15 protein-coding genes, 1 tRNA gene and 2 pseudogenes are annotated in these 24,615 nt (G+C 62.7%); 10 read left to right on the top strand and 8 right to left on the bottom strand.

Annotated features, from left to right (window positions below; genetic code table 11):
* On the bottom strand, window positions 1–226 hold a 226-nt coding region (locus E4Q08_RS24145), incomplete at its 3' end, for a helix-turn-helix domain-containing protein (protein WP_372703807.1).
* A gap of 584 nt (window positions 227–810) precedes the next feature.
* Here E4Q08_RS24145 and E4Q08_RS20135 point away from each other — a divergent pair.
* The 7 genes and pseudogenes from E4Q08_RS20135 (at window position 811) to E4Q08_RS20105 (ending at window position 13,210) form a co-directional block, all read left to right on the top strand.
* Window positions 811–3,859: pseudogene (locus E4Q08_RS20135) on the top strand (BPTD_3080 family restriction endonuclease).
* Window positions 3,860–4,108: 249 nt separating this feature from the next.
* Window positions 4,109–4,387, top strand: coding sequence for a BrnT family toxin (locus tag E4Q08_RS20130; protein ID WP_169071678.1), 279 nt, complete (start codon window positions 4,109–4,111; stop codon window positions 4,385–4,387).
* The gene (locus tag E4Q08_RS20125) at window positions 4,347–4,670 is read left to right on the top strand and encodes a BrnA antitoxin family protein (RefSeq protein WP_169071677.1); all 324 of its coding nucleotides are present in this window, start codon (window positions 4,347–4,349) and stop codon (window positions 4,668–4,670) included. Before E4Q08_RS20130 ends, E4Q08_RS20125 begins: the two co-directional genes overlap by 41 nt.
* 69 nt (window positions 4,671–4,739) lie before the next feature.
* Window positions 4,740–7,574 (top strand): site-specific DNA-methyltransferase, encoded by a 2,835-nt coding sequence (locus E4Q08_RS20120; RefSeq protein WP_169071682.1) that lies wholly within the window; start codon window positions 4,740–4,742, stop codon window positions 7,572–7,574.
* 175 nt (window positions 7,575–7,749) lie between these two features.
* Window positions 7,750–9,159, top strand: a complete 1,410-nt coding sequence (locus tag E4Q08_RS20115) for an ATP-binding protein (RefSeq protein ID WP_169071681.1) — start codon at window positions 7,750–7,752, stop codon at window positions 9,157–9,159.
* A 19-nt stretch (window positions 9,160–9,178) separates the two neighbouring features.
* A pseudogene (locus tag E4Q08_RS20110) lies at window positions 9,179–10,445 on the top strand (UvrD-helicase domain-containing protein); the annotation flags it as partial.
* Window positions 10,446–10,585: 140 nt separating this feature from the next.
* Window positions 10,586–13,210: an MrfA Zn-binding domain-containing protein gene (locus tag E4Q08_RS20105; protein WP_308240186.1), complete on the top strand. Its 2,625-nt coding sequence runs from the start codon at window positions 10,586–10,588 to the stop codon at window positions 13,208–13,210.
* A gap of 123 nt (window positions 13,211–13,333) precedes the next feature.
* Here E4Q08_RS20105 and E4Q08_RS20100 read toward each other — a convergent pair.
* A tRNA-Asp gene (locus E4Q08_RS20100) sits at window positions 13,334–13,410 on the bottom strand.
* A gap of 586 nt (window positions 13,411–13,996) precedes the next feature.
* Here E4Q08_RS20100 and E4Q08_RS20095 point away from each other — a divergent pair.
* Together E4Q08_RS20095 and gpmI are read left to right on the top strand one after the other, a co-directional pair.
* Complete coding sequence (locus E4Q08_RS20095; protein ID WP_034908869.1) at window positions 13,997–14,920, top strand: hypothetical protein; 924 nt, start codon at window positions 13,997–13,999, stop codon at window positions 14,918–14,920.
* A 184-nt stretch (window positions 14,921–15,104) separates the two neighbouring features.
* Window positions 15,105–16,745 carry a 2,3-bisphosphoglycerate-independent phosphoglycerate mutase gene (gene gpmI, locus E4Q08_RS20090; protein ID WP_169071675.1) on the top strand — a complete coding sequence of 547 codons (1,641 nt, stop codon included), beginning with the start codon at window positions 15,105–15,107 and terminating at the stop codon, window positions 16,743–16,745.
* Window positions 16,746–16,932: 187 nt separating this feature from the next.
* Here the strand turns inward: gpmI and E4Q08_RS20085 are convergent, their stop codons facing one another.
* From E4Q08_RS20085 to lysA, 5 genes are all read right to left on the bottom strand, one after another.
* Complete coding sequence (locus tag E4Q08_RS20085; protein ID WP_211203508.1) at window positions 16,933–17,964, bottom strand: DUF2955 domain-containing protein; 1,032 nt, start codon at window positions 17,962–17,964, stop codon at window positions 16,933–16,935.
* A gap of 7 nt (window positions 17,965–17,971) precedes the next feature.
* Window positions 17,972–19,105 carry an HlyD family secretion protein gene (locus E4Q08_RS20080; RefSeq protein WP_169071674.1) on the bottom strand — a complete coding sequence of 378 codons (1,134 nt, stop codon included), beginning with the start codon at window positions 19,103–19,105 and terminating at the stop codon, window positions 17,972–17,974.
* A complete protein-coding gene (locus E4Q08_RS20075) occupies window positions 19,102–20,667 on the bottom strand; it encodes an efflux transporter outer membrane subunit (RefSeq protein ID WP_169071673.1) in 1,566 nt (521 codons plus the stop codon). The genes E4Q08_RS20080 and E4Q08_RS20075 overlap by 4 nt, the downstream gene beginning before the upstream one ends.
* A 4-nt stretch (window positions 20,668–20,671) precedes the next feature.
* The gene (locus tag E4Q08_RS20070) at window positions 20,672–21,805 is read right to left on the bottom strand and encodes an AI-2E family transporter (RefSeq protein ID WP_169071672.1); all 1,134 of its coding nucleotides are present in this window, start codon (window positions 21,803–21,805) and stop codon (window positions 20,672–20,674) included.
* A gap of 250 nt (window positions 21,806–22,055) precedes the next feature.
* Entirely contained in the window at window positions 22,056–23,300 is a 1,245-nt protein-coding gene (gene lysA / locus E4Q08_RS20065; protein WP_034908306.1) for a diaminopimelate decarboxylase, read from the bottom strand.
* Between the two features lie 223 nt (window positions 23,301–23,523).
* Between lysA and cyaY the strand changes: the two genes are divergently transcribed.
* Window positions 23,524–23,841 carry an iron donor protein CyaY gene (gene cyaY, locus E4Q08_RS20060; protein WP_034908303.1) on the top strand — a complete coding sequence of 106 codons (318 nt, stop codon included), beginning with the start codon at window positions 23,524–23,526 and terminating at the stop codon, window positions 23,839–23,841.
* A gap of 418 nt (window positions 23,842–24,259) precedes the next feature.
* On the opposite strand, the gene E4Q08_RS25085 is transcribed toward cyaY, so the two are convergent.
* Window positions 24,260–24,556, bottom strand: coding sequence for a DUF6399 domain-containing protein (locus E4Q08_RS25085; protein WP_211203408.1), 297 nt, complete (start codon window positions 24,554–24,556; stop codon window positions 24,260–24,262).
* Window positions 24,557–24,615: the final 59 nt, after the last annotated feature.

Below are 24,615 nucleotides of genomic sequence, written 5' to 3'. Positions count from 1 at the left end.
GGAAGCCTCGCGATGTCCCGCACAGCCAAGCATCCCGGTGGCAGGCCACGGTCTCTTTATGAATTTTCTGCGCGGTCACTACGGCGCTGATCGACAGCCCCTTGTCGAGGAGGAGTACGGTCCGCGCTCGCCGGCGTTCGCGCCAGTCGCTGCCGCGCTCGTCGATCTGCGTCAACTGGCGGCGTTCTTCCTCAGTGAGGGCTAGGGTCTTGGCTGTGCGGGACATCGCGAGGCTTCCGGAAGGTGGGGGTGGCAAGTATACAGGCATAAAGCGGGGGACTTATCTGGAACCGCTTATGAGCCTTCTCATTTTGGCCAACGATGCCTTCTGCTTCCCCACCGAGCGCATCGAAATCGGCAAAATTTAGGGGCCAAACCCCTCTCATGGACGGCAGAAAGGCGCTTTCCGACCAACTCGCCCCATTGCTTGAGTCATAACGAGATCCTCCGCCTCAATCGACTGTTCGAGCGATAGCGAGAAACACGGAGATTCCACAGTCTTGCCTATTATTTCGTTGGAGTATGCCGGGTATTACGGTACATTTGCAGAGCGCGGTTTTTGTGGCTTTTCCTGCAGGAATTCTCGTCCCGACGCGGGCCAGTTCTCCCGATCGTGGCCAGTTGCCTGCCGACAACGATGTCGTCGACGGGAACGGGGGGAACGATCATTGGCAACTCGTGTGACCGAGGGATTCAACGATAGGGAGGGCGGCGGCTGTCGGGGCTCTCCGAACAGTGCCAAGCCGTGATCAGGGAACAGAACACCACTGCCCGCCGGTGGCAAGAAGAACAAAACAACCAATAGCGACCATGTCCAACCCCTTCTTCGACCACCCGATTCTCAATTCTCCCTACGACTGCCCGGCGAAGCACTGGGAACTGAACGAGGACGGACAACCGACGGAGAAGGTCCTCGAAGCTCGCCGCCGGGCGCAGTTCATCACCCCGATCCCGAAGCCCAAGAAGCGCAAGACTGCCGCCAAGCAGCAGACCTTTGTCTTCGATGACGGCAAGGGGCTGTCAACACAGGAGCAGCAGTACGACCCCACCTCGATCATCAACGAAGTCCGCGGGTACGTGGATTCGTGGCGATCCCTGCCCAATCCCAATCAGTGGCAGGTGACGCCGGAGACCGCCCGCCTGCTGCAGTATTGGCGTCATCACCGGTTCAGCGGTGTCCGACCGTTCTTCTGTCAGGTCGAAGCCGTGGAAACCGCGATCTGGCTCACCGAGGTCGCGCCGCAGTCCAGACACGGCAAACGGATTCTCGACCATCTTGCGGCGGCGAACAGAGACGCCAATCCCGAGTTGCTGCGCCTCGCCCTGAAACTGGCCACTGGCGCCGGCAAGACTACGGTCATGGCCATGCTCATCGCCTGGCAGACGATCAATGCGGCGCGCCGGCCAAGCAGCAGGAACTTCACGCGCGGCTTCCTGATCTGCGCGCCCGGCCTGACGATCAAGGACCGTCTGCGCGTCCTGCAGCCGAACGACCCCGACAGCTACTACAAGGACCGCGAGCTGCTGCCGGGCGACCTGCTCGACGACATGAGTCGGGCCAAGATCGTCATCACCAACTACCACGCCTTCAAGATGCGCGAGCGCATCGAGATATCCAGGGGTGGGCGGCAGCTCCTGCAGGGCCGCACCGGCGAGGAACTCAGGACGCTCGAAAGCGAAGGCCAGATGCTGCAGCGGGTGATGCCCGACCTGATGGGCATGAAAAACATCCTCGTCATCAACGACGAGGCGCACCACTGCTACCGGGAGAAACCGAAGGACGCCGATGATGAGGATCTCAAAGGTGACGACAGGAAAGAGGCCGAGAAAAACAACGAAGCGGCCTGCCTCTGGATCTCCGGCCTCGAAGCCGTCAACCGCAAACTCGGCACGACCCGCGTCATCGACCTGTCGGCGACGCCCTTCTTCCTGCGTGGCTCCGGTTATGCCGAGGGGACGCTGTTCCCGTGGACGATGAGCGACTTCTCGCTGATGGACGCCATCGAATGCGGCATTGTCAAGCTGCCGCGCGTACCGGTGGCCGAGAACATTCCCGGTGACGAAATGCCGATGTTCCGCAAGCTCTGGGAGAACATCAGCAAGGACATGCCGAAAAAAACGCCGCGGCCAGGGCGAGGAGCTCGACCCTCTCAGACTCCCGACCCGCTTGCAGACGGCACTGCAGGCGCTGTATGGCCACTACGAGCAGACGTTCAGGCTGTGGGAAGAGAAGGGCATCAGGGTGCCGCCCTGTTTCATCGTCGTTTGCCAGAACACCGCCATCTCCAAGCTGGTCTACGACTTCGTCTCCGGCTTCCAGCGCAGGAATGACGACGGCACGACGACGCTGGAGAACGGGCGCCTGCCGTTGTTCCGCAATTTCGACGAAACCACCGGCAACCCGCTGCCACGCCCGAACACGCTGCTGATCGACAGCGAGCAACTCGAAGCCGGCGACGCACTCGACGACCACTTCCGCGGCATGGCGGCCGACGAGATCGAGCGTTTTCGCCGCGAGATCGTCGAGCGCTCCGGCGATGCCCGTTCCGGCGACCACATCAGCGACCAGGAGTTGCTGCGCGAAGTCATGAACACCGTCGGCAAGCCAGAGCAGCTTGGCGGCGCCATCCGCTGCGTCGTCTCGGTCTCGATGCTCACCGAGGGCTGGGACGCCAATACCGTCACCCATGTGCTCGGCATCCGCGCCTTCGGTACCCAGTTGCTCTGCGAGCAGGTCATCGGCCGGGCGCTGCGCCGCCAGTCCTACGAATTGAACGAGGAAGGGCTGTTCAACGTCGAGTACGCCGACGTGTTCGGCATTCCCTTCGACTTCACGGCCAAGCCGGTCATTGCACCACCGCAGCCGCCGCGCGAGACGGTGCAGGTCAAGGCCGTTCGCCCCGAGCGCGACGCCCTCGAAATCCGCTTTCCCCGGGTCGAGGGCTATCGCGTCGAGTTGCCGGAGGAACGGCTGACCGCCGCCTTCAACGACGACTCGATCCTGGAACTCAGCCCCGACCTGGTCGGCCCGTCGAGGACCCGCAATTCCGGCATCATCGGCGAAGGCGTGGACATGAGCCTGCAGCACCTCGGCGACATGCGACCGTCGACGCTCGTTTTCCAGGTAACCCAGCGACTGCTGTACACCAAATGGCGCGATCCCGGCGAGGAGCCCAGGCTCTACCTCTTCGGCCAGCTCAAGCGCATCACCAGACAATGGCTGGACACCTGCCTGGTCTGCAAGGGCGACACCTACCCCGCGCTGCTGATGTACCAGGAACTCGCCGACATGGCCTGCAACCGGATCACGGCGGCGATCACCCGGCAGTTCCTCGGCGAGCGCCCGATCAAGGCGCTGCTTGATCCCTACAATCCGATCGGCTCGACCAGGCACGTCCGCTTCAATACCTCGAAGACCGACCGCTGGCAGACGAGTTCGCAATCTTGCCACATCAACTGGGTGATCCTCGACAGCGACTGGGAGGGCGAATTCTGCCGCGTGGCCGAGTCGCACCCCAGGGTTCGCGCCTATGTGAAGAATCACAACCTCGGCCTCGAAGTCCCCTACCGCTACGGCTCCGAGACGCGCAAGTACCGGCCCGATTTCATCGTGCTGGTCGATGATGGCCACGGTCCCGATGACCTCTTGCACCTGGTGGTCGAGATCAAGGGGTACCGGCGCGAGGACGCCAAGGAGAAGAAATCGACGATGGACACCTACTGGGTGCCCGGCGTGAACCATCTCGGTAGCTATGGCCGCTGGGCGTTCGCCGAGTTTTGCGAGGTTTACCAGATCGAGTGCGATTTCAAGGCCAGGGTCGAGAGCGAGTTCGCCAGAATGATCCACACGCGGCTATGAGCCAACATCGCGCGTACTTCGCCCTTCTCGCCAGCACGCAAGGCGACCGGGTGCCACGCCGCTCGTTTCAGCCGCGGCCCATTCACGGGCTTCCCAGGCCGGGACCCACGCTTTCCCGGGATCGGCAAGGTAAAACTGCTGGTCGCTGTACACTTCGCTGGCAAATACCTCGCTGGCAACGTGGTGTGAAGTCCGGAGTCGCGAGCGTAATGCTTGACATACACACTTCAGTATGTATAGTCATGGTCCATGCGCTACACATGGGACGAAACCAAACGGCAGGCCAACCTGAAAAAGCACGGCCTGGATTTCTCCGATGCGGAAAAAGTCTTTGCCGGACCGTTGTTGCTGATCGATGATCAGCGAGCGGACTATGGCGAGCAGCGCATGATCGGCATCGGCCTTCTGGATTGCCTGGTAGTGCTGATCATGCATGTCGAATCTGACGAGGCAATCCGCATCATTTCCATACGCAGGGCGGACAGCGATGAAACAGACCTTTTCTACCGAAGCGCCGGATACTTCTGACGACGCGCCAAAGCTCACGCAGACGGACTTCGAGCGTGCTCGCCCGCGAATCGCTGGAAAGGATGCCAGCCACGCCGAATGGCAAGCGGCCGTACGGGCTCGCGTGGGCAAGCTGCGCATCAACATCATGCTCGACGCGCCGATCGTTGAACACTTCAAGGCGCTGGCCGGCAAGCGCGGCTACCAGACGATCATCAACGACACCCTGCGCCGGGTAATCGAGACCGGCCACCTCGAAGCCGATCTACGGCGGGTGATTCGCGAAGAGCTGGCACGCCGCTGAATTCACATTCCTGCCCAGCGAAGGATAAGAAATTCAACGGCATCATCGAGAGCATAGTAGGGCATGACCATGGCCAGACCCGGCAATACCAAGACCGTCGAAACGCTGACCCACGACGAGGCCCGGCGCAAGAACATCCCGACCGCGGAATACCAGTCGGTGCTGCCGACCGAGCAGCAGCAGCCGAAGCAGATCCGCTACCCGCGCCCCGACGCTGACAAGCTGGGCGAGGAGAAGTCGGCCAGAAATCGCGACCTCGACCCGCAGCTCGTCTGGCGCGGCAAGGACGAGCAGGACTGGAGCGACCTCGTCGTCTCCGCGCCACCGCTGTACATCCAGGAAAAGGTGCATCCCAAGGTGCTGATCGACGACCTGCTGCGCAGCACCAAGGAGCGCAAGCACGAGGCCGGCCAGATCACCGCCGACCTCTTCGCCGATTTCAACGGCATCCCCAAGGGCGCCGACAAGACCGACTTCTACCAGCACGACCAGAACTGGACCAACCGCATGATCCTGGGCGATTCGCTGCAGGTCATGGCCAGCCTCGCCGAGCGCGAGGGGCTGCGCGGCAAGGTGCAGTGCATCTACCTCGATCCGCCTTACGGCATCAAGTTCAACAGCAACTTCCAGTGGAGCACCACCAGCCGCGACGTCAAGGACGGCAATGCGAGCCACATCACGCGCGAGCCGGAGCAGGTCAAGGCGTTTCGCGATACCTGGCGGGACGGGATTCACAGCTACCTGACCTACCTGCGGGATCGGCTGACCGTGGCGCGGGATCTGCTGACCGAATCGGGGTCGATCTTCGTGCAAATCGGGGATGAGAATGTCCATCGGGTGCGGGCGGTGATGGATGAGGTGTTCGGGGAAGACAACAGCGTCTCGCAAATCAGTGTAATGAAGACTGCGACTCCAAGCGGGCTGTTGGACGACAACTTCTTCTATGTGCTGTGGTACGCGAAAGAGCGAAAGAACACCAAGTTCCGTCCGCTGTTGTTGGACAAGTTCGTCGAGGACTGGGTATCGGAAACGCGAGGCGGTTCATGGGGCCTAAAGTTCAGCCCAGTCGACTATCGACCTCTTGACCCATCGGAGCGCGACGATCCCAAGACGATCCCGAAAGGTGAGGTTTATGCGCTTTCAAAGACGAATTCGGCTGGCCCCGCCGCGACGGACAGGCCTTTCGTGTTTCACGCGAAGAGTTACTCGGCTGGTGTGAATGCGCACTGGAAAACAACCAGTGAAGGCATGGAGAGACTTGTGAAAGCAGACCGCATGGAGACACGCGGGGGTCCTCCTTGGATGCGAAAATTCCATGCCGATAGCCCATTTAAGCGAATGACAAACGCTTGGTTGGATACGTCGGGAAAATCTTCGCAAAGATGGTATGTCGTGCAGACGGATACTCCGGTCATTCAACGCTGCCTCCTGATGGCCACCGACCCCGGCGACCTCGTACTCGACCCGACCTGTGGTTCCGGCACCACCGCCTATGTCGCCGAGCAATGGGGCCGCCGCTGGATCACGATCGACACCTCGCGCGTTGCACTCGCGCTGGCCCGCGCCCGCATCATGGGCGCCCGCTATCCGTTCTACCTGCTCGCCGATTCCCGCGAGGGCCAGCTCAAGGAAGCCGAAGTCACCCGCAGCGCGCCGAGCACGCAGCCGGTGCAGGGCAACCTCCGCCACGGCTTCGTCTATGAGCGCGTGCCGCACATCACGCTCAAGTCGATCGCCAACAACGCCGAGATCGACGTCATCTGGGAGCAGTGGCAGGCGAAGCTCGAACCCCTCCGCGAGTCGCTGAATGCCGCCCTCAACAAGACTTGGCAGGAATGGGAGATCGCGCGCGACGCCGACCCCGGCTGGCCCGACACCGCGAAGATGCTGCACGCCGACTGGTGGCAGGCGCGCATCGCCCGGCAGAAGGAAATCGACGCCTCGATCGCCGCCAGGGCCGATTTCGAAACCCTCTACGACAAGCCCTACCAGAACACGAGGTGTGTCCGCGTCGCCGGTCCCTTCACCGTCGAAAGCCTCTCGCCGCACCGCATGCTCGGCGTCGACGAGGATGACGAGCTGATCGACGGTTTCCAGGAAGACCGCGCCGAGTACAGCGCCCGGCAGTCGTTCCCGCAGTTGATTCTCGAAAACCTCAGGACGGCCGGTGTGCAGCAGGCGCACCGGGAAGACCGGATCAGCTTCACCGCGCTGACCCCGTGGCCGGGCGAGGGAGCGATCTGCGCCGAAGGACGCTATTTCGAAGGCCAGGAAGGTGAAATGCGCGAGAAGCGTGCCGGCATCTTCATCGGCCCCGAGTTCGGCACCGTGCAGCGCAGCGACCTGGTCGAAGCCGCCCGCGAGTGCGGCGAAGCCGGTTTCGATGCGCTGATCGCCTGCGCCTTCAACTACGAGGCGCACGCCACCGAGTTCAGCAAACTCGGACGCATCCCGGTGCTCAAGGCGCGCATGAACGCTGACCTGCACATGGCCGCGGATCTCAAGAACACCGGCAAGGGCAATCTCTTCGTCATCTTCGGCGAGCCGGACATCAGCCTGCTGCCGCAGGACGACGGCAAGCTGTGCATCAAGGTGAACGGCGTCGATGTCTTCAAGCCGCAAACCGGCGAAGTGATCAGCGACAGCACCGACGGCATCGCCTGCTGGTTCATCGACACCGACTACAATCAGGAAAGCTTTTTCGTCCGCCACGCCTATTTTCTCGGCGCCAACGACCCCTACAGCGCCCTGAAAACCACGCTGAAGGCAGAGATCGACGCCGAAGCCTGGGCCAGCCTGAACAGCGACACGTCGCGTCCGTTCGAGAAGCCGAAGTCAGGGCGGATCGCGGTGAAGGTGATCAACCACCTGGGGGATGAAGTGATGAAGGTGTTCAGGGTCTAGCATCATGGCACGTGCTCGGCGGCTTGTCCGGAACATCGATTAGCCATGGTTAACCAACAGCTTGCCGCCATTTGTCAGTTAAGGTAAAAACTTTTATATTAGCCGGAACAACCCGATTGACATGACTGACATCGCTCCCTGGTCGTTTTACGGCCGTCGCTCCGAGCTGCAACAGATGCAGCGCATTCTGGAGCGGCGGCGGTGGTTTTTCCTGCAGATTTCAGGGCGGCGGCGCATCGGCAAGACCGCGCTGATCCAGGAGGCACTGCGCGACGCCGGGATCGACAAGACCCTCTACATACAGATCCCGGATTCCGACCCCGCCGGCGTCGTGGCCGCCTGCAACGGCTATCTGGAAACCTTCGGCATCGATGCGCGGGTAGCCAGCCTGGGCGAGCTGGCACAACTGATCGGCCGGCTGGCAAGCGCTGGTTACGTCGTCGCCCTCGACGAGTTTCAGTATTTCCATCGCAAACAACTGGCTGACTTCTGCTCGCTGCTGCAGGCCGAAGTCGATCGTCTCGCTGCGCGTGCAGCGGAGGTCGTCGGCGGCCTGATCGTCCTCGGCTCGCTGCATGCGGAAATGACGGCGGTGCTTGAGGACCGGGATGCCCCGTTGTTCAACCGCACCACGGATACGATCGAACTGGGACATCTCGACATCGCCTCAGTGCTGGAGATTCTGCGCGTCCATGCCGACGACGATCCGGCACGGCTGCTGTTTCTCTGGAATCTGTTCGAGGGGGTGCCGAAGTTTTACCGCGATGCCTACGAGCAGGGTGTGCTGAATGCGGAGCGCCGGTCCTTGCTGCGCAGCCTGTTCTTTTCCAGCTCGTCGCCCTTGCGTAACGAAGCCGACAACTGGTTTCTGCGCGAGCTGCGCGGGCGGTACGACATGGTGCTGCAATACCTGGCCCGACATCCGGGCTGCACCAACGCCGATATCGAAGCCACCATGGTCGAGCTTTCCGGCCCCGGCGAGGTACGCCAGGTGGGCGGCTATCTGAAAATCCTGTCCGAACGCTACCGCATGATCGAACGACGCTTGCCGATCTTCTCTCCGGCGCGGGCCCGCAGCGGCCGCTATTACATCCGTGACAATTTCCTGCGTGCCTGGCTGTCTGCCTTGCAGCGGCCTGTGTCGGCGGTCGCCTTCAGGCCGGTCGAGGTGCTGATCGACCAGGCAGATGGACGTTTGGCCGATGTCGAAGGGTATGCCCTGGAAGATCTGGCGGGCCAACTCTACGCCGAGCGCAGCCGTCTGGGAATTGGCGACTTCGCGCTCAGCGAGCGGATTCGCGGCTACTGGGATCGCGCCGATGTCGAGATCGACCTGGTAGCGGTAAATGAAGACGAAAAGCGAATTCGCTTCGGCACCTGCAAGCGCAATCCCGACCGGCTGCCTGGCGCTGCCGATGCGCTGAAGCGTAGTGCCGGGCGCTTCCTCGATGCGCATGCGAAGTTCAAAGGGTGGACGAGCGAGTATGTGGCCATCGCACCCGACATTGGCGAGAACGTCAGGGCGGCATTGCAGGAGCGTGACGTCCTGCCGCAGAGCCTCGTCGACCTGACGGCCGGGCTGTAATCCCTGCACGGGACAACCGATGGAATTCCGCATCGCCGACACCTTCACCGATAGCCTGGCGCGCCTGAGCGGCGACGAGCAGCGAGCGGTCAAGACCACGGCCTTCGACCTGCAGCTCAACCCGGCCAACCCCGGCATGAGCCTGCACAGGCTGGACCGGGCGAGGGACCGGAATTTCTGGTCGGTGCGTGTCAGCAGCGACATTCGCCTGATCGTGCACAAGAGCGATACGAGCTTCCTGCTCTGCTACGTCGACCACCACGACAGGGCCTATGACTGGGCGGAACGGCGCAGGCTGGAAACCCACCCAAGGACCGGCGCCGCGCAGTGGGTCGAAATCCGCGAGACGGTGCGGGAGGTGTTCGTTCCCGTGTATGTGCAGGCGGAACTGCCGCTCGCACCGCTGCCCGCCCCGCTGCTGAAGCCGCTGTTCGCCGGTCGCAGCAACGAGGAGTTGCTGGCCTACGGCGTGCCCGCCGAGTGGCTGAACGACGTCAGGCACGCGACCGAGGACACGCTGCTGGCCTTGTCCGACCACCTGCCGGCCGAGGCGACCGAGGCCCTGCTGGAACTGGCGACGGGCGGCAAACCGCGGGTGCCGACAGCACCGCCGGTAACCACCAACCCCTTCGACCATCCGGACGCGCAGCGCCGCTTCCGCGTCATGAGCAACATCGAGGAACTGCAGCGTGCTCTCGATTACCCGTGGGAAAAGTGGACGGTCTTTCTGCACCCCGAACAGCGGCAGTGGGTCGAGCGCGACTACGCCGGGCCGGCGCGCGTTTCCGGCTCGGCGGGAACGGGCAAGACGATCGTGGCCCTGCATCGGGCGGCGTTTCTCGCGCGCGCGCATCCCGATGCCCGGGTGCTGCTGACGACCTTCTCCGACGCGCTGGCCAGCGCCCTGCATAGCAAGCTGAGGCGGCTGCTGGATCACGAACCACGCCTTGCGGAACGTATCGACGTTCATTCGCTCAACAGCATCGGTCTTCGTCTCTACAGGGCGCACATCGGGCCGGCGACCATTGCCAGCCGCGAAATGGTCCGCGAAGTGGTGAGCGAGGCTGCCCGCACCGTGGCCGGCCAGCGCTTCAGCCTGCACTTCCTGCGGACGGAATGGGAGCAGGTGGTCGATGCCTGGCAATTGTCGACCTGGGGGGGAATACCGCGATGTGGCCCGGCTGGGCAGGAGGACCCGCCTGCCGGAGGCGCAGCGCGCGCTGCTGTGGTCGATCTTCGAGCGCGTTCGTTCGGCCTTGCACGAACGCAAGCTGGTCACCCACGCCGGATCAAGGCTTTGTTCAGATCCGATCGGAAATCATGCTGCCAGAGTTCCTGGACTCGGCGCCACTGGCCAGGTTTTTTGGAATCGAGCCAGAGAATCTGGGCTCCTGTTCGACGACGATGGAGTGAGGCCTACCTGCCGATGGCTCAGGAGCAAGTGGATGGCGGTTTGCGGCGACTGGTTCGTCACACTCTTTTCGAGGGTCAGGAGACTGAGCGGCTCGTTCGACAGGCGGGTGTCGAAATGGAAGTGGCCTTCGACGAATGGCAGGCCGAGTGGCAGGCGCTCATTGAGCAGGAATCCGGCTTGGGACCAGGGGCCACAACCGATCCGGCTGCGAAGGCCATCGGCTTCCAGAAAAAGCGGTTGGCCGAGGAGTATCTTCTACGCGAGCTGGCGACCCAGGGCTTCCTTCCAGGCTATGGATTCCCGACATCCATTGCCAGCTTTGACAACACGACAGTCACTGCTGCGAGGCGCCTACCGCCGCCTGACGGGCCTGCCAAACGTGGCCGCGACGACAATCGTTTTCAGAAGCGGGATCTCGCCAGCCGAGACCTGGTGACCGCTCTGCGTGAGTACGCTCCCGGTGCCGAACTGGTGATGGACGGTCTGGTGTATCGATCGGCGGGAATTACCCTGAACTGGCATATCCCGGCGGATCAGGAGGGCGCCAGGGAAACCCAGGCGATCAAGTTCGCGTGGCGGTGTCGAAGCTGTGGCGCGAGTGGCACGACGATGTCGCTGAAGCTTGCCTCGAACTGTGACGCTTGCGGTGCCGGGGTACAAGCCAACGATATCCAGCAGTTCCTTGAACCAGCCGGGTTTTCGGTTGACTTCTATGAAGAGCCGCACAACGACGTGACGAGGCAGCAGTTTGTCCCGGTCGAGCGTCTGTGGATCAGTGCAAGAGGGGAGTGGTCTCCCATGCCGAATCCGGCCTTGGGGCGGTTTCGGGTGACCACAGACGGGCGTGTGTATCACCATTCGGCCGGTCTTCATGGCAAAGGCTACGCTCTGTGCCTGAGTTGCGGACGTGCCGAGCCGATGCTTGCGGACGGGAAGCCGCCAAAGCCTCTCGCACCAGGTTCAGAACACAAGAAGCTGCGCAGCCGAGCCACGGACCGGGTGTGCGCCGGTAGCACCAATCAATATCAGATCAAGACTGGCATCGCGCTCGGCCATCAGGTGCGCACGGATGTTCTGGAGATTCAGCTTCGCGATCTCAATGGCCAGTGGGTCAGCCATCGTGGCATCGCCCTGACCATTGCCGTCGCTTTACGTGATGCACTTGCTGCATTGCTTGGTGTTCAGACGGGCGAGCTGGGATGCGACGTTCAGGAAACCCGCGCCGCGGACAACCAGCGCTGCCAGTCCGTTTTCGTCTTCGATCGGTATGCTGCAGGCTATTCGTCGAGCGCCGAACGTCTGATCAACGACATGTTCAGGGAAGCCGCCAAGCGTCTGGATTGCCCGAAGGCGTGCGACAGCAGTTGCCCACATTGCATCCTCGATTTCGATCAACGATTCGAGGCCGGTGTGCTCGACCGATTTGCGGCTTTGACTGTCGTGTCGGCCGACTGGCTGGACATGCTGAAGATTCCCGAATCGCTTCGCTACTTCGGGGACAGCTCCAAGGTCGAGATCTCGGGAATGGTGGCGGCGGTGTTGCGGGAAAGCAGCCATCCCGATGCGCTGCAAACACGCCTGTTCGCGGGCGGCTCGTCGGACAGCGTCGATCTTGCGGCTTCCTCGCTCAGGCTGGTCGCCTACCGCCTCGCGGCACTTGCCCGTCCGATCGAAATCGTGATCGAGAAGGCCTTGTTTGAGAGGCTTTCCGAAGCGAACCGGTTTGCTTTGTCGAGTCTGGCCGACCACCCCGGGATCAGCATTGGCTTGACGACCGCGCTACCGCGCGCTGCTGGCGCCTGCATCCTTGCCGAGGTCAGTCACGGGGCGTCTGGCGTGGCGTGGGCCAGTACGGACGGCGAGTCGATGGTACCGAATGAGGAATGGGGGGTTTCCAGGTCGCCATTGGTCATTGGCACGCTGGCGAGCGGAACCGACACCGTGAGCACAAGGGTTGAATCAGCCGAGATCAGGCCGCAGGTATTTGCAGCAGGCGACCGCGAGATCGTTCTGCATCATCAGGTAGATGGTCCGCTCCAGGGATTCGGGACGAGGCTGTGGCAGATCATCTCGGACGAACACCATGAGACGTTGCAGCAACTCCAGAACTCCAGCGCGGATGTGGTGGCGATCACCTACAGTGACCGCTACCTCTTTACTCCGTTGTCAATTGCGCTGCTGGTGGATCTGGTCAGCCGTCTCAAGGCGATCGTGGGACAGGCGCGATGGGACGACCCGGAGCTTACGATAACGACAACCGCCGTTCGCAGCGGTGGTGAGAGCCGCGTGTTCAACCGCGTCTTCGCAGATTGGCCTGACCTGAGTGTCCGCAACGCAGTGGCAAGAGGGGCGTTCGAGTACCTGGGGATGCGCACGACAGTCCTGGTGCCAAACAAGTTCTCGGTGCAGCATGGCCGCGTACTGGAAGCCAGGTTTTCTGATGGCAAGACGCTGACGGTTCGGCTGGACCAGGGAGTCAGCTACTGGCGTGTACCTGCCTTGTCAGGTGCAAGACAGCCTCCAGTGGCATTCGATTTCACCAAATCAGCAAACGCTCAAATCAGAGAGGTAGTGGAGATGCGCGTTGCCGTCGAAGGAGGTGCGTTGCCTACCGAATTGTTTGTGAAGCTTCGGTAGCTCCGCCGTGAACTGAGCTCCGGCCGGATTTCACGCCATGCCATGCAAGCGCATCCCATTTGATGGGATTCCCATTCGCATAAACCTGAAACCCTTGCTACGACTGGCTTTTCTGGCTATTTATGGCGGAGTGGACGGGACTCGAACCCGCGACCCCCGGCGTGACAGGCCGGTATTCTAACCAACTGAACTACCACTCCGTGCTGCTGAAAACATCCTGCGATGGTGCCGCGCTTCCCCTTTGGCTGGCGGAGGAAGCCCTCGCGCTGTGGAAGCTGCGCATTATAGCGAATTTCGGCGTGCGAGCAAGGGGGTGAGCGCATTTTTCCAGCGCGACGGCACTCTCGGCCTGCGCACCATCCGCCAGTGTAGATCTTGCGCACCGCCATCTGCTTCTCGGGCAGCGTGCCGGTCTTGTCCGAACGTAACTACTCAGGTACTGCATCTTGTTAAAAATCAACACGTTGCAAATATTGAAATAGCATAATGACGAATGGGACTGATTTAGAATCAAGTGGTTGCAAATTTATGCCATTGTTTTCATGTTTCTAACCAATTGTTTTTACATAACAATTTTACCTGAGTAGTTACGTCCGAACAAATAATGGAAATGCTGGTCGAGTGTCGGAAAATTTTACACTTGCCACCGGGCCGGCCATAATGTGTCCGACAGCCGATTGATTTAAGGCCTTCATTTAAGGTCTTCATCGAGGTCGGATCGATTCTTGCTTCTATTCCCGGATGGGCCAGATCTGTAGAATGATTTTGCGTCGGACAGGATACCGGGTGGTACTGGCGGTGATGACGGTCATCTGGCTTGCGACCAGCGCGCTGGCCTACCCCATTGGTGACGATGCTGGCAGCCTGTCGGCGGCAACCGGCAGCCGCCACCGGCATCCGCTGGACTCGGCAGCACTTGTGGGCGTGGATCATTCGCCGGAACATCTGCAAGCATCATTGCTGGCGACCGATCCACACTTCGTCTCACCCACCTGGTCCGCCAGCGGCATGGAGTCGCCAGATCTCCGGTTCGGACCGCTACAGCCCGCTGTGGATGGGAGTTCAGACCCGGCCGGCTTCGAGCAAGCGGATCCATGGTTCGCGGTACCGCCTGCCATGCTCGGAGGAAAACCCCGACAGCAGCCGGCAGCCGCGATACCGGGCCGGGCGCAGGCCGCCCATACCGCAGCCGCAGCACCCGCCGACGCAATCGCCACGGTGGTTAACGAGTTGCAGGAGTCGATGGCTGAAACGATCAGCACAGCATTCGATGCCAACAAGGATTCGCAAGGGCGGGTCACTTTCTCGCTGGCCGGCATCGAGGGGTTTCACTATTCCACCCAGGGTGGGGCGCTGACTTTGGGGCACGCTGACACCTCGCTGGCCATCGTCGAACGCGATGTCCGCCTGTCCGATCAGCAACAGCGCGCAGCCATTCGCAGTGCGCCCCCAGCGTCGCATGATCCTGAAACCATGCGCGAGTGGATCGAGTTCATCAAGGAAGTCCTTGGCTACCCCTTGTTCTGGGTAGTGATTTTTTTCCTGGTGATCGGCAAGATCGTACTGTATTTCGCCAGCCGCCGGCGCAGGAAGCAAAGGCACCGCATTCGCTCCGAAAGCAGCCAGCAGGCGAAAGTCCAGCGCATCCGCAAGCGCGTGCGCATCCGGATCAAGCGCTCGCCATCCAGGGTCGGCATCCAGGAATTCTAGCCACCCTTGCAACTCCAGCAAGCGCCCTTGGCGTCCCCTGGAAATATTTTGCAAGTACCCGTTTTCAAATGAGATTGTTTATCAAGCCAGGGAGCATGGCTTGCGGTATACTGGATCCGTTGCCGCTGATTTCCGATTCGTAGCGGCCTGTGCTCACACCTCTTTACTTCCCCAGGAATCCATCATGTTGCAGAAGTCCGCCTCTTTCCCTGGAATTCAGGGCCCGATCGTGACGATCGTCATGGACGGCTACGGCATCGCCAAATCCGATGTCGGCAGCGCCATTGCGGCTGCCAGAAAACCGACCCTCGATCGCCTTTTCGCCAACTACCCGAACATCACCTTGCGCGCCCATGGCGTCGCCGTCGGCATGCCTTCCGACGAAGACATGGGCAACTCCGAGGTCGGTCACAATGCCATCGGTGCCGGCCAGGTCTACAGCCAGGGCGCATCGCTGGTCGCCGACGCCATCGCTTCCGGCTCGATCTGGCAAGGCGCTGCCTGGCAGCAGATCGTCGCTGGCGCCCGGGCGGGCCGTGGCGTGATCCACTTCATCGGTCTGTTCTCCGATGGCAATGTGCACAGCCACATCGACCACTTGCGGGCAATGATCCTGCGCGCCAGGGAAGAAGGCGTGCCGGCCGTGCGGGTTCACATCCTGATCGATGGGCGTGACGTCCCCGAGACCAGTGCGCTCGAGTATGTGCTGCCTTTCGAGGCCTTCCTCGCCGAACTCTGCCGCGACGGTTTCGATGCCCGCATTGCCTCGGGCGGTGGCCGCATGAACATCACCATGGACCGCTATGAAGCGAACTGGAACATGGTCGAGAAAGGCTGGCACACGCATGTTCTCGGCGAAGGCGAGCAGTACGAGAGCGCGTCGGAAGCGGTCAAGGTGCTGCGCGTCAAGTTGCCGGGAACGATCGACCAGGATCTGCCGCCGTTCGTCATCGCCAGCGATGGCCGGCCCGTCGGCACCATCGAAGACGGCGATTCGGTAATTTTTTTCAACTTTCGCGGCGACCGCTCGATCGAGATCACGCGCGCTTTCGAAGAAAAAAGTTTCGACAAGTTCGATCGCATCCGCGTGCCCAGCGTGACCTATGCCGGGATGCTGCAGTACGACGGTGACCTCAAGCTTCCCAAGCGCTTCCTGGTCGATCCGCCGGCCATCCTCGACACCATGGGCGAATGGTTTGCCAAATCCGGCATTACCCAGTTTGCCTGTTCGGAAACACAGAAGTTCGGCCACGTGACCTATTTCTGGAATGGCAACCGCTCGAACAAGTTTGATGGCGAAACCTACCAGGAAGTGTTGAGTGACGTGGTGCCCTTCGAACAGCGGCCGTGGATGAAGGCCGCCGAGATCGCCGATGCGATGATCGAAGCCCTGAACAGCGGCCAGTACCGAACCTTGCGCTGCAATTTCGCGAATGGCGACATGGTCGGCCACACGGGCAGTTTCCGTGCCGCGACGATGGCCATCGAGGCGGTGGATCTGCAACTGGCGCGCATCCTGCCGGTGGTCCAGGCGCTCGGTGGCGTGGCGCTGATCACCGCCGACCACGGCAATGCCGACGAGATGTACGAAATCGACAAGAAAACCAAACAGCCGGCACAGAATCCGGACGGATCATTCAAGGCGAAGACCTCGCACACCCTCAATCCGGTGCCGTTCATCCTCTACGATGCGGTCACTGGCGGCAGGCTGGGTCTCAAGCAGTTGCCAAGCGCCGGTCTGTCGAACATCGCAGCGACGATCACCCATCTGCTTGGTTTCGAGAAGCATGCCAAGTGGGATGAGAGTTTGCTGGAGGTGAAATAGGGTTTTCTGCCGGAGCACTGCTTACGGCAGTTCCGTAAGCAGTGTTGCTGCGAAGCGGGCAAAGCTCGGCGAACGCCGCAAGCGTTTCAGGTCGGTTTCTGTGGCACAACACCTTGATGATCAGACAACCCCATCATGGTCAGCAAACCGATCGCCAGGTCGATCAGGATCATGCGGCTCTCCTTCTTCAGCCGTTATGGAAGAACAGGGCCTCGCGTCTTGAGGCGCGCCAGCGTTCGAGCAGCCAGACCGTCGCCCAGGCATAGAGCGCGACGCCGACGAACAGGCCGACACGGACCGCGGACGCCGCCAGTACCCCCGTGCCGCCAGCGCTGTCCTCGATCGCCGGACCGAGCAGGATCAGCATGGTCATCAGCGCATCGTTCCAGAACACGGGCGGGAAGCCCGTGCGCCTGACTCCGAAGAGTCGTGCGCCGGCCCAGAAGGCGGCCGCCATCATCCACAGCAGCAGCATCCACAGGTTGGGCCAGAGCGACAGGCCGCACCAGACGACCAGGGCCATCACCGCCCCCATCAGCGTCGACCCGACCAGTTCCTTGCCGGCCGAGCGGGTGTCGGTCGAACCCGCCTGCTGCCCGAGGGTGGCGGTCTTCATGATCGCCGCCAGATAGAACGAGGGGTCGGTCAGCGCCAGGATGAACACCGGCATCACCACCAACGTGCCGCGCAGCGCGATCCAGCTCGCCGTCTCGCGGCTGGGGGGCAGCGCCTTGGCGACCTTCGCTGCCGCACCGGGCGGGTCGGGAAAGAAGGCGTGCGACAGGCTGCCGACCAGGCCGCCAACGGCGATCCCGGCGGCGATCGTCACGCTGATGACCGTCACCAGTGCCTGCTCGGCAACACCGGCGACCGGGATCAGCGTGAAAACCACGACGAGGAGCATGGTCAGCGGGTTGCCGGTGCGGATGCCGAAGAAGAACAGCGCGTACAGGATCGCGCCGGTCAGCACGACCGCGGACAGCGCGTAGTTTTCCAGCAGGGGGACCATCAGCACCCCCATCACCAGCAGGCCGGCGAGCAGCAGGGCAAAGGCCGCCACCCTGAGCGGCGGAATCGGCGGGCCCGGCTTGCACAACACAATCATGGCCAAGAGGCAGACCACGTGCGGCATCTGCAGCGCGAACCCGTAGGCGACCAGCACGGCGAGGCCGAGGCCGACCGCCAGCCGCAGAACCGCCTTGTCCGCCGGAGCGATCATCGGTCGCTCAGTAGAGGTAGGAGAGCAGGCTCATCAGCCGGACGTAGGCCGCGCCGAGCAGGTTCATGACGACGTTGTCGCCGGTGAAGACCATCACCTCGGCCTGGCCACCGGGGCGGACCCTGCCCAGATGCTCCGCTTCCGCAGTGTCGAACTCGATCGCCACCGGGAAGCGCTGCGCCTGGCGCAGCCAGTCGCGGCTGTTCTGGATCGTCGGCAGCGTTCCCGGTGGCGCCTGCTGGCCGGAACTGACGCCGCCGCCGACACTGCGCACGCGGCCCTTGAGCACTTCGCCGGGCAGCACGTCGAGGACGATCGCCACCGCGTCGCCGGGATCGATATTGCCGAGGTTGTTCTCGGTCAGGTCGGCGTTGATCCACAGGTCGTGGATGGCGATCAGCGTCATCGCCGCCGCGCCCGCCTGGGCGAAATGGCCGACATCGGTGCGCAGGTCGGTGACGACGCCACGGCCGGGGGCGACCACCTGTGTGTGCGCCAGGTCCAACTCGGCCTTCTCGATCGCCGAGCGCGCGCTACGCAGTTGCGCGTTGTTGTCGCCGCTCTCGCCGGCGGCTTCCTGCGCCTTGCGCAGGTCGGCCTCGGCGGCCTTTTCCTGGCTGCGCGCCTGGATCCGGGTGGCCTGCGCGACCTCCAGCCGGCGCACCGAAATGGCGCCGGGATCCTCGGCGTAGAGCGTTTCCTGCCGCGTCGCATCCTTGTCGGCCTTGACGTGGTTGGCCTGCGCCGCCTGCAGCGAGGCGCGTGCCGCCTCGACGGTTGCCGCCGAGGCATTGACCGAGCGCTGCACCGACTCGTAGTCCGAGCGGCTGCGCTGCAGTGCGATCCGGTACTGGGTCGGATCGATGTCGAACAGCGGCTGCCCCGCCTGCACCTCGTCGTTGTTCCTGACGTGCACCGCCAGCACCTTGCCCGCCACTTCGGCCGCGACCGGCACGACGAAGGCCTGCACCCGCGCCTGCGTGGTGTGCGGCGTCAGCCGGTCGGCGGCGAAATACCAGAGCAGGCTGGCGGCGATCAGCGCCAGCACCACCGTTGCGCCGATCCGGGTCGCCTTGCCCGGCTGCGGTGCTTCGCCGCCGGTCGCGGTCGACGGGTTCTGGCTGGGCGATTCCTCGGTCATCGTTCTTCCCTCTCCGGTGTCATCTGGGACGGGGCGGCATCGGGCGACGGCAGCGGCACCGCCAGCAGGTCCCGCCAGTCGCTGCGCTCGGCCATCGTCTCGCGTGTCGCGTCGTCGACCAGCGGCCGGCCGCGCGCCTGCTGCCAGCCGCCGCCCATCGCCTTGTACAGCGTGATCAGGCTCTGCGCGACGTTGCCGAGGTTGTTTACCAGCCGTTCCTGCTGGTTGAACAGTGCCCGCTGCGAATCGAGCACGCGCTCGAAGCCGGCCATCCCTTCGCGGTACTGGATGGTGGCGATGTCGAGCGAGCGCTGCGCCGCCTTCACCGCTTCCTCGAGCAGCGGCACCTGTGCGCGGTTGGCGACGAAGCCGACGGCCGCGTCATCGACCTCGCGCGCCGCCTGCAGCACCGTTCCCTGGTACTGCTCGTAGAGCTGCTGGAAGCGGGCGTCCTGCACCAGCACCTCGTTGCTCAGGCGGCCGAAGTCGAAGACGTTCCACACCAGGCTGGGGCCGATCGCCCAGTCGAACTTCCTCGGTGCCCCGGACAGCGACGTCGACGAGACGCCGAGCGAGCCGAGCAGCGCAACCGATGGGTAGAGGTCGGCGACGCTGACCCCGATCAGCGCCGATTGCGCCGCCAGTTGCATCTCGGCGGCGCGCACGTCGGGGCGGCGGCGCAGCATCTCGGCCGGCATGTCGGCAACGATCGCCAGTTCGGTCCGCGGAATGCGCTCCTTGCCGGCCGCCATTTCAGGCAGCGGACCCGGCGGGCGGGCGAGCAGCACGGAGAGCGCGTTCTGCGTCTGGCGCAGGCTGCCCTCGATCTGCGGGATCGCGGCGAGGGTGCCGAGGTACTGCGACTTCGCCTGCTGCACGTCGAGTTCGGAGTCGTTGCCGTGCTTGAAGAGGCGTTCGGTGATCTCCAGGCTGCGCTTCTGCAGCGCGGCGTTTTGGTGCGCGATCGTCAGCCGCATTTCGAGGGTGCGGATCGACGCGTAGAGGGTCGCGACCTGCGCCGCGATCAGCACCTGCAGGTCGTCGTACTGCGCGATGGTGGCGAAGTAGCCGGCATCCGCGGCCTCGATGCTGCGCCGGAACTTGCCCCAGAAATCGATTTCCCAGCCGACGCCGAAGCCGATGTTGTACGCCGTCAGCGCGGTGTCCGGGCCGCTGCTCGCCTCGGTTCCCATGCGCACGAGCTTGCCGGTCACCTGCTGCTGCTGCGGGTAGAGCAGGCTGCCGGCGATCGCCAGTTGCGCGCGCGCCTCCATGATGCGCATGCCGGCCGTGCGCACGTTCGGGTTGACGCGCTGCGCCTCGGCGATCAGCGCGTCGAGTACGGAGTCGTCGAAATTGCGCCACCATTCCTCGGTCTGCGTCCGCGGCCTGCCGCGTTTTTCCTCGACCAGCGCCGTCAGCGAACCGCCCGACCAGTCGGCGAGCCAAGGCGTTTCGGGCCGCTTGAAATCCGGCCCGACGGCGGCGCAGCCGGCGAGCAGCAGCGCCGCGGCGAGGAAGGAAAGCGGACGGCCGGACGCCCCGGCAGGGCGTTTCCTCACCGGGTCAGAGTGTCATGGAACCCGGCCCGCCCGCGGCCGGTTGCCGCGCACGCTCCGGGTTGTCATCGACCCAGCGCATGAAGATCTGGTAGCCCAGCGCGAGTGCTGCGGCGCCGACGAACATGCCGAGGATGCCATCGGTCGCCATGCCGCCAAGCGCGCCGATCAGGATCACCGGCATCGGCGCATCGACGCCGCGGCCGAGCATCAACGGCTTCAGGACGTTGTCGACCGAGCCGGCGACCATGATCAACACGCTATAGACGATGGCCGGGGTCGTCGCGTAGTCGCCGCTCGTCCACATCCAGCCGATGACGGGCAGCGTCACGATGGCGGCAGGCACCTGCGCGACGCCGAGCAGGAGGACGACCAGCGCCAGCGCACCCGCGAACGGGACGTCCGCGATGATCAGCGAGATGCCGACCAACAGCGCCTGGATGCAGGCGATGCCGATGACCCCCGAGGCAACGGCGCGCACCGTCGAGGTCGCGAGCTGGGCAAACTCGGCGCCGCGGGCGACGCCGGCGAAGCGCTCGAAGATCGCCTGCATGGCGAGGCCTCCCGATTCACCGAAGGCCATCATGATGCCGGCGACGATGAACGAAAACATGAATTTGAGCAGGCCGCCGCCGAGGCTGGCAACGATGCCCAGCGCCTTGCCCGCCAATTCGCCGATCTTGGGTTGCATGTTCTTGACGAGTGTGGGCAGGTCGTTGTGAGCCTGCGACCAGGCGGCATGGGCCTTCTTGCCGATGATCGGCAGTTCCGCGACGCTTGCGGGCGGTGCGGGGAGACTGAGCGTGTTGTCCTTTACCCCGTTGATCAACTCATGCACCGAATCACCGAACGAACTGCCCAGGATCACGGTCGGCACGACGATCAGGCCGAGGCCGAGGACGACGATCAGCGTCGCCGCACGCCCCTGCCTGCCGCCGATCCAGTTCGCGAGTATCTGCTGCAGCGGATAGAGGGTGATCGCCAGGATCAGCGCCCACAGCATCATCGTCAGGAACGGCGAGAAGAAGTGGAAGCACAGCCACACGAGGGCAAAAACGAGGCCGACGCGGATGAAGACGTCGAGCAGGCGGCGCGCCACGCGGTCTTCCAGTTCGTGATCGGGTTCGCGGGGGGAATTCATCGGGCATCTCCTTCTGTTTGGGTAAGGCATCGGCAAGCATCTGCGCCGGCAGGGCTACCCACTTAAGCCGGGACAGATTCTAATTTCAATGGGTTACCACTCCGGACAACTCCGCAATCGGCGTCGACGGCCAGGTCTTTTCGAGAGTCGCGATCGGGATGAGTCTGGCCTCTTTGACGTGGGAGCAAACCAGATGCCTCAGGGGTATCAACGGTATGCTTTCTCCGAACGTGGTTCCCCGCCGCCCTGCTCACGGCAGCCGCTGTTCCAGCGCATACAGTTCCTCGACCGTTTCGCGGCGGCGGACGAGATGGGCAGCGGCGGCGTCGACCATCACTTCGGCCGCACGCGGTCGGGTGTTGTAATTCGAACTCATGACCATGCCGTAGGCGCCGGCCGACAGGATCGCCAGGAGATCACCGGCGGCGAGCGCCAGTTGGCGGCCGTGGCCGAGGAAATCGCCCGATTCGCAAACCGGGCCGACGATGTCCCACGACCTGGCGGTTTCGTTCCGAACGGCGACCGGAACAATGTCGTGCCAGGATCCGTACAGGGCCGGACGGGCGAGGTCGTTCATCGCCGCGTCGACGATCGCGAAATTCTTGATTTCGCCAGGTTTCAGATATTCCACACGGGTCAACAACAGACCCGCATTGCCGACCAGGCGGCGTCCGGGTTCGAGCAGAACCTGCAGCTGGCGCTCCTCGAGCTTCTCGAGCATCGGTTGCAGGTAGGCCTTGACGGTCGGCGCCTCTTCGTCACGATAGCGGATGCCGAGGCCGCCACCCAGATCGATGTGATGCAGCACGATGCCGTCCGCCGTGAGCTGATCGATCAACAGCAGCAGCTTGTCGAGCGCTTCCTCAAAGGGCGCTGCATGCAGCAACTGTGAACCGATATGGCAGTCGATACCGGTGATTTCGAGGTTCGCCAGGGTGGCGGCATGCCGGTACAACGCTCGCGCGTCGGCGCAAGCGACGCCGAACTTGTTTTCCTTGAGGCCGGTCGAGATATAGGGGTGAGTCTTTGCGTCGACGTCCGGATTGACGCGCAGGCTGATCGGTGCCTTCTTGCCGGCCCTTGCGGCGACCGCATCGAGGCGTTCGAGCTCGGCGGCGGATTCGACATTGAAGCAGAGGATGCCGGTGCCGAGCGCCAGTTCCATCTCGGCAGCCGTCTTGCCGACGCCCGAGAAGACGATTTTCCGGGGGTCGGCACCGGCAGTCAGCACCCGCTTGAGCTCACCGGCCGAAACGATGTCGAAGCCGGCACCACGGCGCGCAAAGACGTCCAGCACGGCGAGGTTGGAGTTGGCCTTGACGGCATAGCAGACCAGCGAATCGAGGCCGATCAGTTCCTGCTGGAACTCGTCGAAAGCCGTTTCGAGCGCGTGCCGCGAGTAGACCCAGCAGGGGGTGCCGAAGCGCTCGGCGATGTCGATCAGGGAGACGGATTCGGCGTGCAGTACGCCATCCTGACAGGTGAAGGCACTCATCGGGCTGGCTCCGCAGGCGTGTTAGAATCCTTTGCAGTCGTGGCGTCGCTTGCCGTGCTCGCTGCAGGTTTGGTAGTTGCCGCAGTAGTCGGCTTCGCCGGAAGCGGCGGGTAGGTCAGACTGCCCTTGGTGCCACAGGCGCCAAGCACGAGGGTTGCCAGCAAAGCCAGCGCAAGAGGTTGCCACATGGGTCGGTGTGAGAAATTGGGGATGGTAGCACAGGATGAATGACAAGGAATTCAACGCGCTCGCCGAGGCAACGTTCCAGCAGATCGAAGGCGCGCTGGAACGTAGCGGCGCCGATCTCGATTTTGCGATGGTCAGCGACAGCGTGCTCGAAATCGAGTGCTCCGACGGCAGCAAGATCATCGTCAATCGGCACGACGCTGCGCAGGAGATCTGGGTTGCCGCCAGAAGCGGCGGCTTCCATTACCACTGGGACGGCAGTCGCTGGCAAGACACGCGCCATGACGAGGAACTGATGGCGGCGCTGTCAAGGATCGTTTCGCAACAGACGGGGGAGATCGTTTCGCTGCTCTAGCCCCCCATGCTGCACTTGCGAAAGTAGCAGAACCAGCACGAAAAAAAAACGAAAAAAAATGTTGCAAAACAAAATACTTGTGCGAAAATGCGCGACTTCTTAAAAAAGAGACAACCAACGTGGGCAGTTTACCCAGATCAACCGACTCGACAACACGGCGTGGCTTGACCACGGCAGCGGTGTAACCAGCGATCACCCAGCGCGCAGCCCCGTAACGGGGAAACCGCGCCTCCAGCCTCCTGGCCTCCACACCTTTGCAGTGTTGGAGGTTTTTTTTATGCCGCTCTGGCGGCGAGAGGAGGCAAACAATGCTGTATCTTGCATCATTCCTGGACCAACCGGTCCGCGGCAAGACCAACGAAATCATCGGCCGGCTCGAAGACCTGATCGTCCGGGTTGGGGAAGATCGGCTTCCCACTTAAGCCGGGACAATCTCTAACTTCAATGGGTTATGCACAACCCGGTGGCGGGACTTCCTCGGTAAGGGAAGTTCCCCCATCTGGTTGAGCAGCCAATCGAAAAGATCAGGGAAAGAGGTGCTAAACAGACGTTCGGCTGCGATAGTGCCGTCACTACGTCTCACCCCATAGTTGTGGATAACCGTTAGCGCAGCCAGGCGGCATTTCGTCAGACCTCGCCCGTTATGATACAACTGGGACAAGCGGCCATTGCGCCCTTCGACGGCGGAGGAGCTGCGATGGAACTGTCGCACCATCCATTCCCCCCCATTCTAGCCAGCGCTGCAACTCACTCTCGGAGAATCCCGAATGGAAC

Origin of the sequence: Candidatus Accumulibacter contiguus, assembly GCF_012940005.1 — a bacterium.
GTDB classification, from domain to species: Bacteria; Pseudomonadota; Gammaproteobacteria; order Burkholderiales; family Rhodocyclaceae; genus Accumulibacter; species Accumulibacter contiguus.
The sequence above is the reverse complement of the archived record's forward strand: the minus strand, read 5'-3'. Positions and strand labels throughout refer to the sequence as shown.

Bases quoted from the DNA above. Each gene is read 5' to 3' on its own strand.
- E4Q08_RS25085 (WP_211203408.1), bottom strand. From the start codon at position 24,556: ATGGTGCGACAGTTCCATCGCAGCTCCTCCGCCGTCGAAGGGCGCAAT.
- E4Q08_RS20105 (WP_308240186.1), top strand. From the start codon at position 10,586: ATGGCTCAGGAGCAAGTGGATGGCGGTTTGCGGCGACTGGTTCGTCAC.
- E4Q08_RS20070 (WP_169071672.1), bottom strand. From the start codon at position 21,805: ATGAATTCCCCCCGCGAACCCGATCACGAACTGGAAGACCGCGTGGCG.
- E4Q08_RS20115 (WP_169071681.1), top strand. From the start codon at position 7,750: ATGCAGCGCATTCTGGAGCGGCGGCGGTGGTTTTTCCTGCAGATTTCA.
- cyaY (WP_034908303.1), top strand. From the start codon at position 23,524: ATGAATGACAAGGAATTCAACGCGCTCGCCGAGGCAACGTTCCAGCAG.
- E4Q08_RS20080 (WP_169071674.1), bottom strand. From the start codon at position 19,105: ATGACCGAGGAATCGCCCAGCCAGAACCCGTCGACCGCGACCGGCGGC.
- gpmI (WP_169071675.1), top strand. From the start codon at position 15,105: ATGTTGCAGAAGTCCGCCTCTTTCCCTGGAATTCAGGGCCCGATCGTG.
- lysA (WP_034908306.1), bottom strand. From the start codon at position 23,300: ATGAGTGCCTTCACCTGTCAGGATGGCGTACTGCACGCCGAATCCGTC.
- E4Q08_RS20120 (WP_169071682.1), top strand. From the start codon at position 4,740: ATGGCCAGACCCGGCAATACCAAGACCGTCGAAACGCTGACCCACGAC.
- E4Q08_RS20125 (WP_169071677.1), top strand. From the start codon at position 4,347: ATGAAACAGACCTTTTCTACCGAAGCGCCGGATACTTCTGACGACGCG.
- E4Q08_RS20085 (WP_211203508.1), bottom strand. From the start codon at position 17,964: ATGATCGCTCCGGCGGACAAGGCGGTTCTGCGGCTGGCGGTCGGCCTC.
- E4Q08_RS20130 (WP_169071678.1), top strand. From the start codon at position 4,109: ATGCGCTACACATGGGACGAAACCAAACGGCAGGCCAACCTGAAAAAG.